The sequence below is a fragment of the Lysinibacillus sp. NPDC095746 genome (genome assembly GCF_044763535.1).
Lineage (GTDB): Bacteria > Bacillota > Bacilli > Bacillales_A > Planococcaceae > Lysinibacillus.
In genome coordinates this window covers 125,767-140,239 of the sequence record NZ_JBIWGL010000007.1, presented here as the reverse complement: position 1 = coordinate 140,239, position 14,473 = coordinate 125,767, and the positions used below count along the sequence as shown (strand labels likewise).

Genomic DNA, 14,473 nt, shown 5'->3' with positions numbered 1-14,473 from the left:
AGGTGACAATTTCGTCATCTACCTGTTAGTTTGACATATTCATTTTGTAATGGAAAACGTAATGTAAATATCGACCCTTCACCTACACTGGATTGGACAGTTATACGAACGCCGATTTTCTGTGCCACGTTATGCGCTAAGTATAGACCCATACCTGTTGATTGGGCAGACTCTCTACCGGCTGTCCCAGTATACGACTTATGAAAGATTCGAGGTAAATCCTCCTTACGAATGCCAATACCCGCATCTTTTATATGTAGTAATGTCGCTCCAGTAGCATCTATTTCCGTAAAAATTAGTACCTCTGAATTTGCAGGACTATATTTAATCGCATTGGACAGAATTTGTCGGATTATAAAGCCTAGCCATTTTCCATCTGTCATCACTGTCACTGTTAACGCTTCAACATCGAAACCAATACCTTTTTCAATACACCATGCCTGCATAGCTCTTATTTCCTTATAGACCACAGTTCTTAGCTCGATCTCTGTCATATAATTATCTTTTTCAATAGAAGCTAAACGTGTTTGGTGTAGCTGCTGATCGACTAATAAATGTAGTCTTAACCACTCCGTCTCTAATTTACGACGTAGTGTCAAATCTTCTACGTGATCCAGCATTAAATTAATTGAAGTTAAAGGCGCCTTAACCTCATGAACCCACGCTAGCAGTTCATCGGAATATTCTTGAAGCTGTACCTTCGCTTGATTTAACTCTGTATTCTTGTCATAAAATACATCTTCAATTTTCGTTAAGTATGCTACTTGAAAAGGTGATAACATCATACTTTTGCTATGCACAGCATCGAGTTGACTTTCCACATTTCCCAGGAAATCCTTTAACTGTCTTACTTCTAGTTTATATCGCCAAAAAAGAAAGATCATAAAACTAATAAGCACACTAGTATTCATATACCAAATAGATATTCCCTCTAAACCAGCGTCTAAAGAAAATAAAACATTGATCATAACGATGATAAAAGCAAAAAAGCCTATCCAAGCGAGGCGTTCTCTTAAAAATAAAATTAGCATTGTCACTCACTTCCCTTGTGTTACAGCCATATAACCAAGTCCCTTTTTAGTTAAAATTGCTTCTTGTAAACCTATATCCTCAAGTTTACTACGTAACCGATTAACATTTACCGACAATGTATTATCATTAACAAAACGCTCATCATCCCATAACTTTCTCATTAAATCATCTCTTGAAACTATTTGATCGGCCTTCTCCACTAAAATACGTAAAATAAAGAGCTCATTTTTAGTTAGCGAGGCAAGGTTACCCTCATACATTATTTCACTGCGTGCATAGTCAATGATTGCACCATTAAACCGTGTGACATCCATAGATTCTTCTATATAATCATATGTACGACGTAAAATGGCTTGTACCTTTGCCAGTAATACTTCCATATGGAAAGGCTTTTGTACAAAGTCATCAGCACCCATTTGCATTGCCATGACCATATCCATTGGGTGGTCTCGTGAAGATAGAAAGAGAATTGGCACCTTTGAGATATGACGTATTTCGCGACACCAATGAAAACCATCATAGGCTGGAAGCTGAATGTCAATCAATACAAGCTGTGGCTTTTGTTCAATAAAATCATCCATTACCTTTTGAAAATCTTTTGGACCCACAACCTGAAGCGACCACTGTGCAAAGCGTGTCTGAATCATTTCGAAAATTGATGGATCGTCTTCAATAAGCAATATTTTCATTTCCATATGCAAATTCTCCTTCCATGAAACGTTATATGTAATCAATTGCCTCGGTATAATAGCGGTCGGACTTGGAAAGGAAAGTTTAATGCCCTTTCATGTCCAGCTACTTCGAGAAAAACCCTACTTTTACGGTATTTCACCAATTATGTATACATAAAATAATCTAATTCAACGTCTTACCTTATTTTAACATAAAAAACCAATCTGTAAGCGTCCCTACAGATTGGTTTGAAAAATTAGCTTGCGCTAAAATTATTTTTGGATAGAAGCAACTACACCAGCGCCTACAGTACGGCCACCCTCACGGATAGAGAATTTAGTACCTTCTTCAAGAGCGATTGGAGCGATAAGTTCTACTGTCATTTCGATGTTATCGCCAGGCATTACCATTTCAACGCCTTCTGGTAAGTTACAGATACCTGTTACGTCAGTTGTACGGAAGTAGAACTGAGGACGGTAGTTAGAGAAGAATGGAGTATGACGGCCACCCTCTTCTTTTGATAAAACATAAACTTCAGCTTTGAAGTTAGTGTGTGGAGTGATTGAGCCTGGTTTAGCTAATACTTGACCACGTTGGATTTCTTCACGAGCTACACCACGAAGTAAAGCACCGATGTTGTCACCAGCTTCAGCGTAGTCTAATAATTTACGGAACATTTCTACACCAGTTACAGTTGTAGATTTAGCTTCTTCAGTGATACCGATGATTTCAACAACGTCACCAACTTTAACTTGACCACGTTCAACACGGCCAGTTGCAACTGTACCACGACCAGTGATAGAGAATACGTCCTCTACTGGCATCATGAATGGTTTGTCAGTTTGACGTTCTGGAGTTGGGATGTAAGCATCTACAGCGTCCATTAATTCAACGATTTTTTCTTCCCATTCTGCTTCACCTTCAAGAGCTTTAAGAGCAGAACCTTTGATTACAGGAAGATCATCACCTGGGAAGTCATATTCAGAAAGTAGGTCACGGATTTCCATTTCTACTAATTCTAATAATTCTTCGTCGTCTACCATATCACATTTGTTCATGAATACTACTAAGTATGGAACACCTACTTGACGAGATAAAAGGATGTGTTCACGAGTTTGTGGCATTGGGCCGTCAGCAGCAGATACTACTAAGATACCGCCGTCCATTTGAGCAGCACCAGTGATCATGTTTTTAACATAGTCAGCGTGTCCTGGGCAGTCAACGTGTGCATAGTGACGAGTTGTAGTTTCATACTCTACGTGAGAAGTATTGATTGTGATACCACGTTCTTTTTCTTCTGGAGCGTTATCGATATCAGCGTATGATTTAGCTTCCCCACCCATTTTTTTAGAAAGAACTGTTGCGATAGCAGCAGTTAAAGTAGTTTTACCATGGTCAACGTGTCCGATTGTACCAATGTTAGCATGCGTTTTTGAACGGTCGAATTTTTCTTTAGCCATTAGAGATTGCCTCCTCAAAATTATATGTTTATATTTTTTAAAAATTTATAGAATGATTGCTGATGGCGAACGGGCCCATCCACCATCCCACAATCATAGCTTACAAATTAGTTATACTTTATGCAAGATGAAAATTCAATTATTCACCTTTATTTTTTTTGACGATATCAGCAGCGATTGATTTTGGTACTTCTTCATAATGATCAAATGTCATTGAGAATACACCACGACCTTGTGTTGCTGAACGAAGAGTTGTTGCATAACCAAACATTTCCGATAGTGGAACCATTGCACGAACAACTTGAGAGTTACCGCGAGCTTCCATACCCTCAACGCGTCCGCGACGAGAAGTAATGTTACCCATGATATCACCTAGGTATTCTTCTGGAATGACAACTTCTACTTTCATCATTGGTTCTAAGATAACTGCGTCACATTGTTTAGCAGCTTCTTTAAGAGCCATAGATGCAGCGATTTTGAACGCCATCTCATTCGAGTCAACGTCATGGTAAGAACCGAATACTAATTTCGCTTTAATGTCGATTAGTGGGTAACCAGCTACTACACCGCGTTCAAGAGAGTCACGAAGACCAGCTTCTACAGCAGGAATGTATTCACGAGGTACTACACCACCAACGATAGCGTTTTCGAATTCAAAGCCTTTACCTTCTTCGTTTGGAGAGAACTCAATCGTTACGTCACCATATTGTCCACGACCACCAGATTGGCGAGTGAATTTACCTTGAACTTTTGCAGAGCTACGGAATGTTTCACGGTAAGATACCATTGGAGCACCTACGTTAGCTTCTACTTTAAATTCACGGCGCATACGGTCAACTAAGATATCAAGGTGAAGCTCACCCATACCTGAGATGATTGTTTGACCAGTTTCTGTGTCAGTATGAGCACGGAAAGTTGGATCCTCTTCTTGAAGTTTTTGTAAAGCTTGACCCATTTTATCTTGGTCAGCTTTTGATTTTGGTTCTACAGAAAGAGAAATTACTGGCTCAGGGAATTCCATTGATTCAAGAATAACTAGGTTTTTCTCGTCACATAGAGTATCACCAGTAGTAGTATCTTTAAGACCTACTGCTGCTGCGATGTCCCCAGCAAATACTTTAGAAATCTCTTCACGAGAGTTTGCGTGCATTTGTAGGATACGACCTACACGCTCACGTTTACCTTTAGAAGAGTTTTGTACGTATGAACCTGATTCTAAAGTTCCAGAGTACACACGGAAGAAAGTTAATTTACCTACGAATGGGTCAGTCATAACTTTGAATGCAAGAGCTGAGAATGGCTCTTCATCAGAAGAATGACGTTCTAATTCTTCGTCACCATCAACATCAGTACCTTTGATTGCTGGTACATCTAATGGAGATGGTAAGTAATCGATAACTGCATCTAACATTGGGCGTACGCCTTTGTGTTTGAATGCTGTACCACAGATTACTGGGTAAAATTCTACTGCGATCGTAGCACGACGGATAGCCGCTTTAAGTTCAGCAACAGAAATTTCTTCGCCTTCTAAATATTTTTCCATGATTTCTTCATCAACACTTGCAACAGCATCGATTAATTTTTCACGGTATTCTTCAGCTTGTGCGCGGTGCTCTTCAGGAATTTCACCATGAGTCACTGCTGTACCTTTTTCGTCGCCGTAGAAAGTAGCTTTCATTTCAACTAAGTCAATGATTGCTGAGAACTGATCTTCAGCTCCGATAGGTAATTGGATAGGGTGAGCGTTTGCTTGTAAACGTTCGTGTAGAGTTCCTACAGAATATAGGAAGTCTGCACCTGTTTTATCCATTTTGTTAATGAACACGATACGTGGAACGCCGTAAGTTGTAGCTTGACGCCATACTGTTTCAGTTTGAGGTTCAACACCAGATTGAGCATCAAGAACTGTTACAGCACCATCAAGTACGCGTAGTGAACGTTCAACTTCTACAGTGAAGTCTACGTGTCCAGGAGTATCGATGATGTTTACACGGTGGCCGTTCCATTGAGCTGTTGTCGCAGCAGAAGTGATTGTGATACCACGTTCTTGCTCTTGTTCCATCCAGTCCATTTGAGAAGCGCCTTCGTGAGTTTCACCGATTTTGTGAATCTTACCTGTGTAATAAAGGATACGCTCAGTAGTTGTTGTTTTACCAGCATCAATGTGAGCCATGATCCCAATATTACGAGTATTCTCTAGAGAGAATTCGCGTTTCATAAGGTATTTCTCCTTCCATATTGGGCTTATGCGATGTTTAGATTACCAACGGTAGTGAGCGAATGCTTTGTTCGCTTCTGCCATTTTGTGCATATCTTCACGTTTTTTAACTGATGCACCTGTGTTGTTAGAAGCATCAAGGATTTCGTTAGCTAAACGTTCTTCCATCGTTTTTTCACCACGAAGACGAGCGTAGTTAACTAGGTAACGAAGACCTAAAGTTGTACGGCGTTCTGGACGTACTTCTACTGGCACTTGGTAGTTAGAACCACCAACACGGCGAGCACGTACTTCAAGAACTGGCATTACGTTATTTAGAGCAGCTTCGAATACTTCAATTGGATTTTGACCAGAACGTTCTTTAACTAGATCGAACGCACCGTATAAAATCTTTTGAGAAGTACCTCTTTTACCATCAACCATCATTTTATTAATTAAACGAGTTACTAGTTTTGAACTATAAATTGGATCTGGTAACACGTCACGTTTGGAAACAGGACCTTTACGAGGCATGTGTTTTCCTCCTTTCGAATAGTTATCGATTTATTTTATAAGAATTGTCTTGCCATATTTGCCGCAAAAATTCCAATCTGCTAGCAAGATTAGAAATTCGCGACAACTACTTATGCTAATTATTAAGCAACGCTTAATAATGTTAAATTATTTTTTTTCTTTAGGGCGTTTTGTTCCGTATTTAGAACGTGATTGTAAACGACCGTTTACACCAGCTGTATCAAGAGCTCCACGTACGATATGGTAACGAACACCCGCTAAGTCTTTTACGCGTCCGCCACGGATAAGAACAACACTGTGCTCTTGTAAGTTGTGGCCTTCACCTGGGATATAAGCTGTAACCTCGATTTGGTTAGTTAAACGCACACGAGCGTATTTACGTAACGCTGAGTTTGGTTTACGAGGTGTCATTGTACCCACACGAGTACAAACTCCGCGTTTTTGTGGAGATTTAACGTCAGTTAAAGATTTTTTAAATGAGTTATATCCTTTGTTTAACGCTGGTGATTTTGATTTCGTGATTTTAGATTGACGAGGCTTACGTACTAATTGGTTAATTGTAGGCATCGATTTTTCCTCCCTTCATTTATTCCTTGTTAATACCACACATCCAGGTGGTTCATTTTTTGGGTAAAAACAAAGTCTTTGTGTTTAATACACAAAAACTACTCTACAGTAATCGCAACTACCGCAGCTCCAACATGGATTCCACAGGCCTTGCCCAGTTCCTTTTTGGACTCAACAAGAATAACTGGTATACCGATTTCTCTCGCGAAAGATATGGCCGAATCGGTTACCCAATTGTCTGCATCAAGTGCCACAAATAGTTCTTTCACTGAACCAGCTTGCATTGCTTTTACTGCTTGCTTTGTACCTATGATTGTTTGACTTGCCCTTACTTTATCATAAGACATTTTCATATCCTCCGAAGTACAGAACAGTTAACTATCAACCTTCAATATATTATCATTACCAATTTCGACTGTCAACTAATATCTTTAAAAAGTCCGAAGAGATGATGAAAATCACATCTCTTCGGTACTTATTTTAAAAATTATTCAGCAGAAACTAGATCTTCTGTGTCAAGCTCATCTTTTTCGATACGGATTTGACGATAACGTTGCATACCAGTACCTGCTGGAACAAGCTTACCGATAATTACGTTTTCTTTTAATCCTAGAAGCTCATCACGTTTACCTTTAATAGCAGCATCCGTTAACACACGAGTTGTTTCTTGGAATGATGCAGCAGATAAGAATGACTCTGTTTCAAGAGAAGCTTTTGTAATACCTAGAATTACAGGTCGACAAGTCGCAGGGTTTTTGCCATTCATAACAGCATCTACGTTTGCCTCTGAGAATTGGTGAATATCTAGTAATGAACCTGGTAATAATTCAGTGTCACCAGCTTCGATTACACGAACTTTACGCAGCATTTGGCGAACCATTACCTCGATATGTTTGTCTCCAATTTCTACCCCTTGCATACGGTATACTTTTTGTACTTCTTTTAGTAAATATTCTTGAACTGTTGAAACGTCTTTTACTTTTAATAATTGTTTTGGATCGATAGAACCCTCTGTTAAAACTTGACCACGTTCTACTGTGTCACCTTCGACAACTTTTAGACGTGCATTATAAGGTGCTTGATATTTACGAGTTTCTACGTCACCTTGAATTGTAATTTCTTTTAGACCTTCACGGATTTCAGTGACATCCGAAACAGTACCAGTGATTTCTGTAATAACAGATTGACCTTTTGGATTACGTGCTTCGAAGATCTCTTGGATACGTGGAAGACCTTGTGTAATATCGTCACCGGCAACCCCACCTGTATGGAATGTACGCATTGTTAACTGTGTACCTGGTTCACCGATTGATTGAGCCGCAATAATACCAACTGCTTCCCCAACTTCAACCTTTTCACCTGTTGCCAAGTTCATGCCGTAACATTTTTTACATACACCATGTTTTGTATTACATGTGAATGCTGAACGGATCGTTACTTCCTCGATACCAGCCTCGATAACCGCACGCGCGATATCTTGATCGATTAAGCCATCCTTTTCTAAGATAACTTCGCCTGTTTCTGGATGCATGATTGTTTTCTTCGTATGACGACCGATAATACGTTCATCTAACGCTTCAATTAGCTCTGTACCTTCCATTAACGCACCGATTGTTAAACCGCGGTCAGTTCCACAGTCATCCTCACGAACGATAACATCTTGTGCTACGTCAACAAGACGACGTGTTAAGTAACCTGAATCGGCCGTTTTTAGGGCTGTATCGGCAAGACCTTTACGAGCACCGTGAGTTGAGATGAAGTACTCTAATACCGTTAAACCTTCACGGAATGAAGATTTAATTGGAAGTTCGATGATACGACCAGCCGGGTTGGCCATCAGACCACGCATACCAGCTAACTGTGTAAAGTTAGATGCGTTACCACGGGCACCTGAGTCAGACATCATAAAGATTGGGTTTGTTTTCTCAAGCGACTTCATCAGCTTCGATTGAATTTCATCTTTCGCAGCACTCCAGCTCGAGATAACGCGATCATAACGCTCATCTTCCGTGATGAAACCACGACGGAATTGCGCTTGAACTTTATCTACTTTTTCTTGAGCTACCGCTAAAATTTCACCTTTGTCTGGTAATACGACGATGTCAGATACACCTACAGTGATACCAGCACGTGTTGAATATTTGAATCCTAGGTTCTTCATGCGGTCAAGCATTTTAGATGTTTCAGTGATGTGGAAACGTTTAAATACTTCAGCAATGATATTACCTAAGAATTTTTTGCGGAATGGGTTTACAACTGGTACTGATGCAAAGTGTTTACGCAGTACAGCTGTGCGTTGTGCATCAACTTTACCTTTTTCATCAAGCCCATTATAAGCTGCATCTGCCTCAAGCTCTTTTAACGTTTCTTCATCAATTGTTAAATTAACAAAGTATTTGTCTGGTGTTTCTTGTTCTAAGTTGAATGCAGTTGGCTCATTAATGTATGGGAATGATTTAGGCAAGATTTCGTTAAAGATTACTTTACCAACAGTCGTTAATAAGAACATATTATTCTGTTCCTCAGTAAATGTTGGGTTATTTAACGAACTTGCTTTAATCGCAATACGAGTATGCAAATGAACATGACCTGTATCATATGCAATTAATACTTCGTTTGGTCCATAGAAAGCTGTTCCTTCGCCGCGAGCTGCTTCACGCTCAAGCGTTAAGTAGTAGTTTCCTAATACCATATCTTGAGATGGTGTTACAACTGGTTTCCCGTCTTTCGGGTTCAGGATGTTTTGTGCAGCAAGCATTAGAAGACGAGCTTCTGCTTGTGCTTCTGCTGATAATGGTACGTGAACCGCCATTTGGTCACCATCGAAGTCAGCGTTATAAGCTGTACATACTAATGGGTGAAGACGAATAGCACGCCCCTCAACTAGTGTTGGTTCAAACGCTTGAATACCAAGACGGTGAAGCGTAGGTGCACGGTTTAATAATACTGGATGCTCACGAATGACATCTTCTAAAACGTCCCATACATCGTTGTTTAAACGCTCGATTTTACGTTTAGCAGATTTAATATTATGAGCAAGACCACGTTCTACTAACTCTTTCATTACGAAAGGCTTAAATAGCTCAATTGCCATTTCTTTTGGTAGACCGCATTGATACATTTTTAAGTTTGGACCTACTACGATAACCGAACGACCAGAGTAGTCAACACGTTTACCAAGTAAGTTTTGACGGAAACGACCTTGTTTACCTTTCAGCATATGTGAAAGTGATTTTAATGGACGGTTACCAGGACCTGTTACAGGACGACCACGACGACCGTTATCGATTAATGCATCAACAGCTTCTTGTAACATACGTTTTTCGTTTTGTACGATGATACTTGGAGCACCAAGGTCTAGTAAACGTTTTAAACGGTTATTACGGTTGATTACACGACGATATAAATCATTTAAGTCAGAAGTTGCAAAACGACCACCATCTAATTGCACCATTGGACGAAGCTCAGGCGGAATAACTGGTAATACATCCAAAATCATCCATTCAGGGGAGTTGCCTGAGTTACGGAATGATTCAACAACTTCAAGACGTTTAATTGCACGTGTACGACGTTGACCTTGTGCTGATTTCAACTCTTCTTTTAAAGAATGAGTTTCATCTTCAAGATCAATTTTGCCTAATAATTTTTTAATTGCTTCCGCACCCATAGATGCTTCGAATGTGTTGCCGAATTTTTCGCGATATGCACGGTACTCTTTTTCAGAAAGTAGTTGTTTACTTTCTAAGTTTGTAGCACCTGGTTCGATAACAACGTAAGAAGCAAAGTAAATTACTTCTTCTAGTGCACGTGGGGACATATCTAAAATAAGACCCATACGGCTAGGAATACCTTTGAAGTACCAGATATGAGATACTGGTGCTGCTAATTCGATGTGGCCCATACGTTCACGACGAACTTTGGCGCGTGTTACTTCAACCCCACAACGATCACAAACTACGCCTTTATAACGTACACGTTTGTATTTACCACAATGACACTCCCAGTCCTTAGTTGGACCGAAAATACGCTCACAGAATAAACCATCTTTTTCTGGTTTTAAAGTACGATAGTTAATTGTTTCAGGTTTTTTAACTTCACCATATGACCAAGAACGGATCTTGTCAGGAGAAGCTAAACCAATTTTCATATATTCAAATTCATTAACGTCTATCAAGGAGCCTACCTCCCTCTAGTATAGGTCTTTATAAAGACTCTTTTACGCAGCTCGATAATCGTTTGCAAGAATCATGTCTCTTTGGCAAAGGATTAAAAATAGAATGATTTAATCAATTATGCCTCGGCATAATTAGAAGTTAAAAGAAAAAGCCGGACAGGGCGTTGAATCCTGCCCGACTAATTTGAAAAATAACTTTGACCGTGTTCACAAAGGCGTGAACTAACGTTTTCCATTATTCAAAAGACTCTACTGGCTCTTCTTCCTTTTCTTGCTGTGGTGCAATGTTAAGTGCGTCAGCTGGTTGAAGATCATCTTCTTCGTCTAAGTCACGAAGCTCTACCTCTTCATCATTAACTGTTAACATTTTTACATCCATACCAAGAGATTGAAGTTCTTTAATCAATACTTTGAATGATTCAGGAACACCTGGCTCTGGTACACTTTCACCTTTAACGATTGCTTCGTATGTTTTCACACGACCAACAACGTCATCGGATTTAACTGTTAAGATTTCTTGAAGTGTATAAGCAGCACCGTATGCTTCAAGTGCCCATACTTCCATCTCACCAAAACGTTGTCCACCGAACTGTGCTTTACCACCAAGCGGCTGTTGAGTAACAAGTGAATAAGGACCTGTTGAACGAGCGTGAAGTTTATCATCAACCATGTGAGCAAGTTTGATCATGTACATGACACCAACTGATACACGGTTATCGAATGGTTCACCTGAACGTCCATCATACAGGATTGTTTTACCATCACGGTTCATACCTGCTTCTTCCATTGTTTCCCAAACATCTTCTTCGTTGGCACCATCAAATACTGGAGTTGCCATATGAACGCCTAAGTAACGAGAAGCCATACCTAAGTGTAGTTCTAAAACTTGTCCGATGTTCATACGAGAAGGTACGCCAAGTGGGTTTAACATGATATCAACAGGAGTACCGTCTGGCATGAATGGCATATCCTCTTCCGGTAAGATACGAGAGATAACCCCTTTGTTACCGTGACGTCCGGCCATTTTGTCCCCAACGCGAATTTTACGTTTTTGAACAATGTAAGCACGAACTAATTGGTTAACACCTGGTGGTAATTCATCGCCATCTTCACGGTTAAATACTTTAACGTCAAGAATAATACCGCCAGCACCGTGTGGTACACGTAATGAAGTATCACGAACTTCACGAGCTTTTTCACCGAAGATAGCATGTAACAAGCGTTCCTCAGCTGTTAATTCTGTAACCCCTTTAGGTGTTACTTTACCTACAAGAATGTCACCATCACGGACTTCCGCACCAACGCGAATGATACCACGTTCATCTAGGTTACGAAGTGCATCTTCCCCAACGTTTGGAATATCGCGAGTGATTTCTTCAGGTCCTAATTTTGTATCACGAGACTCTGATTCATATTCTTCAATATGAACAGATGTATAAACATCGTCTTTTACAAGGCGTTCGCTCATGATAACAGCATCCTCATAGTTAAAGCCGTTCCAAGTCATGAACGCAACAAGTACGTTACGACCAAGAGCAAGTTCACCTTTTTCCATAGATGGACCGTCTGCTAAAATGTCACGAGGTTTCACGCGTTCGCCAACTTTTACAAGTGGACGTTGGTTGTATGAAGTACCTTGGTTAGAACGAATGAATTTTTGTAATTTATATTTTGTTAAATCGCCTTTTACCTCTTTACCGTCAACGACTTCAATGCGGCGAACATGGATAGAGCGAGCTTCAACGTGCTCAACAATACCATCATACTTCGCTACTACAGCCGCACCTGAGTCACGCGCATCAACGTGTTCCATACCAGTACCAACGAATGGTGCTTCTGGGTTAAGAAGAGGAACTGCTTGACGTTGCATGTTGGCACCCATAAGTGCACGGTTCGAGTCATCGTTTTCTAAGAACGGGATACATGCAGTCGCAGCTGACACTACTTGTTTAGGAGATACATCCATGTAGTCCATTTGCGATTTATTAAATACTGTATTGTCCCCACGGAAACGACCTACTACTTCGTCTTTAGCAAATGTACCATCAGGATTTAATGGTGAGTTTGCTTGTGCTACATAGTAGTTATCTTCTTCATCTGCTGTTAAGTAATCAATTTGATCCGTTACTCGACCTGTTTCATGGTCAATACGACGATAAGGTGTTTCAATGAATCCAAATTTATTTACTTTGGCAAATGAAGATAAAGAGTTGATTAAACCAATGTTTGGACCCTCTGGTGTCTCGATTGGACACATACGACCATAGTGAGAATAGTGAACGTCACGTACTTCGAAACCAGCACGCTCACGTGTTAAACCACCAGGTCCTAATGCAGATAGACGACGCTTATGCGTTAACTCTGCCAATGGGTTTGTTTGGTCCATGAATTGCGATAATTGAGAGCTACCAAAGAACTCTTTAATTGACGCAATTACCGGACGAATATTAATTAATTGCTGTGGTACGATCGCAGCAGTATCGTTAATAGACATACGCTCACGTACTACACGTTCCATACGGGATAAACCGATACGGAATTGGTTTTGTAAAAGCTCACCAACAGAGCGTAGACGACGGTTACCTAAGTGGTCGATATCATCTGTTGCCCCTACTTGGTAAAGTAAGTTGAAGAAATAACTTACTGAAGATAGTACGTCAGCAGGCGTAATATTCTTCACTTCTTCATCAATGTACGCATTACCAATAATATTGATTTCTTTTTGCGCTTCATCTTTTGGTGCATAAATTTTAATAGACTGGATTGTTACATCGTCTTCAAGTACCCCGCCAACTTGTGATAAAGTGCGGTAACCGATCCCTTTTGATGAATCTTCTAAATACGGTAAGATTTTATCTAAAGTACGACGATCAAGAACTGTACCCTTCTCTACTAAAATTTCGCCTGTTTCTGGGTCTACAAGCGTTTCAGCAATCGTTTGGTTAAATAAACGATTTTTAATATGAAGCTTTTTATTCATTTTGTAGCGACCAACATTCGCTAAATCATAGCGTTTTGCATCGAAGAAACGAGAGTATAATAAACTCTTCGCACTTTCAACTGTTGGTGGCTCACCTGGACGTAAACGTTCATAGATTTCTAAAAGTGCTTTTTCAGTACTTTCAGAGTTATCTTTTTCTAACGTATTACGTAAATATTCGTTATCACCAATAATATCGATAATTTCTTGGTCTGAACCGAAGCCTAATGCACGAAGTAACACTGTTACTGGTAGCTTACGAGTACGGTCAATACGCACGTATACTACATCTTTCGCGTCAGTTTCATATTCTAACCATGCACCACGGTTCGGAATAACTGTCGCTCCGAAACCTTTCTTACCGTTTTTATCAGTTTTATCATGGAAATACACACTTGGTGAACGAACTAATTGTGAAACGATAACACGTTCAGCACCATTGATAATGAACGTACCTGTCTCTGTCATCAATGGGAAGTCACCCATGAAGACATCCTGTTCTTTCACTTCGTCTGTTTCTTTGTTGTAAAGACGTACTTTCACACGTAATGGAGCTGCGTAAGTAACATCTCGCTCTTTACACTCATCAACATCATATTTAGGATCTCCTAATGAATAATCGATGAATTCTAATGAAAGATTGCCTGTAAAGTCCTCGATCGGCGAAATGTCACGGAACATTTCACGTAAACCTTCTTCAAGGAACCACTCGTAAGACGCCGTTTGAATCTCAATCAGATTTGGAAGCTCAAGCACCTCGTTAATACGCGCAAAGCTTCTACGCTGGCGGTGTTGTCCATACTGAACTAGTTGACCTGTCAACTCATTCACCCCTCAATAAAGCGATATTAGGTCTT

9 protein-coding genes are annotated in these 14,473 nt (G+C 40.0%); all 9 read right to left on the bottom strand.

Features of this window, described 5'->3' with window-relative positions:
• Positions 1–14 precede the first annotated feature (14 nt).
• The 9 genes from ACIQ7N_RS07515 to rpoB all read right to left on the bottom strand — a co-directional run bounded on the left by ACIQ7N_RS07515 (position 15) and on the right by rpoB (position 14,447).
• Positions 15–1,031 (bottom strand): sensor histidine kinase, encoded by a 1,017-nt coding sequence (locus tag ACIQ7N_RS07515; RefSeq protein WP_402931235.1) that lies wholly within the window; start codon positions 1,029–1,031, stop codon positions 15–17.
• Positions 1,032–1,037: 6 nt separating this feature from the next.
• Positions 1,038–1,727 (bottom strand): response regulator transcription factor, encoded by a 690-nt coding sequence (locus ACIQ7N_RS07510; protein WP_132362687.1) that lies wholly within the window; start codon positions 1,725–1,727, stop codon positions 1,038–1,040.
• 249 nt (positions 1,728–1,976) lie between these two features.
• Complete coding sequence (gene tuf, locus ACIQ7N_RS07505) at positions 1,977–3,164, bottom strand: elongation factor Tu (protein ID WP_132362685.1); 1,188 nt, start codon at positions 3,162–3,164, stop codon at positions 1,977–1,979.
• Positions 3,165–3,303: 139 nt separating this feature from the next.
• Positions 3,304–5,382, bottom strand: a complete 2,079-nt coding sequence (gene fusA / locus ACIQ7N_RS07500; RefSeq protein WP_402931234.1) for an elongation factor G — start codon at positions 5,380–5,382, stop codon at positions 3,304–3,306.
• A gap of 42 nt (positions 5,383–5,424) precedes the next feature.
• Complete coding sequence (gene rpsG / locus ACIQ7N_RS07495) at positions 5,425–5,895, bottom strand: 30S ribosomal protein S7 (RefSeq protein ID WP_132362681.1); 471 nt, start codon at positions 5,893–5,895, stop codon at positions 5,425–5,427.
• Between the two features lie 147 nt (positions 5,896–6,042).
• A complete protein-coding gene (rpsL, locus tag ACIQ7N_RS07490) occupies positions 6,043–6,462 on the bottom strand; it encodes a 30S ribosomal protein S12 (RefSeq protein ID WP_010860613.1) in 420 nt (139 codons plus the stop codon).
• Positions 6,463–6,560: 98 nt separating this feature from the next.
• Positions 6,561–6,809 (bottom strand): ribosomal L7Ae/L30e/S12e/Gadd45 family protein, encoded by a 249-nt coding sequence (locus ACIQ7N_RS07485; RefSeq protein ID WP_132362679.1) that lies wholly within the window; start codon positions 6,807–6,809, stop codon positions 6,561–6,563.
• A gap of 140 nt (positions 6,810–6,949) precedes the next feature.
• On the bottom strand, positions 6,950–10,636 hold the full coding sequence (gene rpoC, locus ACIQ7N_RS07480; RefSeq protein ID WP_402931233.1) for a DNA-directed RNA polymerase subunit beta': 3,687 nt from the start codon (positions 10,634–10,636) through the stop codon (positions 6,950–6,952).
• A gap of 235 nt (positions 10,637–10,871) precedes the next feature.
• Entirely contained in the window at positions 10,872–14,447 is a 3,576-nt protein-coding gene (gene rpoB / locus ACIQ7N_RS07475) for a DNA-directed RNA polymerase subunit beta (protein ID WP_402931231.1), read from the bottom strand.
• Between the last annotated feature and the right edge of the window lie 26 nt (positions 14,448–14,473).

What these genes read in the sequence shown, in the direction of transcription:
- rpsL (WP_010860613.1), bottom strand. Translation starts at nt 6,462, where the DNA reads ATGCCTACAATTAACCAATTAGTACGTAAGCCTCGTCAATCTAAAATC.
- fusA (WP_402931234.1), bottom strand. Translation starts at nt 5,382, where the DNA reads ATGAAACGCGAATTCTCTCTAGAGAATACTCGTAATATTGGGATCATG.
- rpsG (WP_132362681.1), bottom strand. Translation starts at nt 5,895, where the DNA reads ATGCCTCGTAAAGGTCCTGTTTCCAAACGTGACGTGTTACCAGATCCA.
- ACIQ7N_RS07485 (WP_132362679.1), bottom strand. Translation starts at nt 6,809, where the DNA reads ATGTCTTATGATAAAGTAAGGGCAAGTCAAACAATCATAGGTACAAAG.
- tuf (WP_132362685.1), bottom strand. Translation starts at nt 3,164, where the DNA reads ATGGCTAAAGAAAAATTCGACCGTTCAAAAACGCATGCTAACATTGGT.
- ACIQ7N_RS07515 (WP_402931235.1), bottom strand. Translation starts at nt 1,031, where the DNA reads ATGCTAATTTTATTTTTAAGAGAACGCCTCGCTTGGATAGGCTTTTTT.
- ACIQ7N_RS07510 (WP_132362687.1), bottom strand. Translation starts at nt 1,727, where the DNA reads ATGGAAATGAAAATATTGCTTATTGAAGACGATCCATCAATTTTCGAA.